The organism is Phytoactinopolyspora endophytica, assembly GCF_004138495.1.
GTDB classification, from domain to species: Bacteria; Actinomycetota; Actinomycetes; order Jiangellales; family Jiangellaceae; genus Phytoactinopolyspora; species Phytoactinopolyspora endophytica.
In genome coordinates, this window is record NZ_ML142853.1 from 199,793 (window position 1) to 200,020 (window position 228).

At 75.0% G+C, this 228-nt stretch carries 1 protein-coding gene; it reads left to right on the plus strand.

Annotation, left to right across the window (positions count from 1 at the left end):
• Positions 1-228: ATP-binding cassette domain-containing protein (locus ELR45_RS37570; RefSeq protein WP_205856521.1), on the plus strand; the 228-nt coding region annotated here is incomplete at both ends.

A 228-nucleotide genomic window follows, 5' to 3' on the forward strand; every position in this document is an offset into this window, starting at 1 on the left:
GCCGGGTGCATCGGGCACGCAGACTGCATCGGGACTGCGGATCCGGGACCTGCGGGTGACGTTCGGCGGCGGCCGCAAGCTGCTGGGCGCCGGTGCTCCCGCGGTCACGGCCGTCGCCGGGGTCGACCTGGACGTCGGGCCGGATGAGACGGTGGCGGTGGTCGGCGAGTCCGGCTCAGGGAAGACCACCGTCGCGCGGTGCGTCGTCGGTCTCGTCCCGCCGGACTC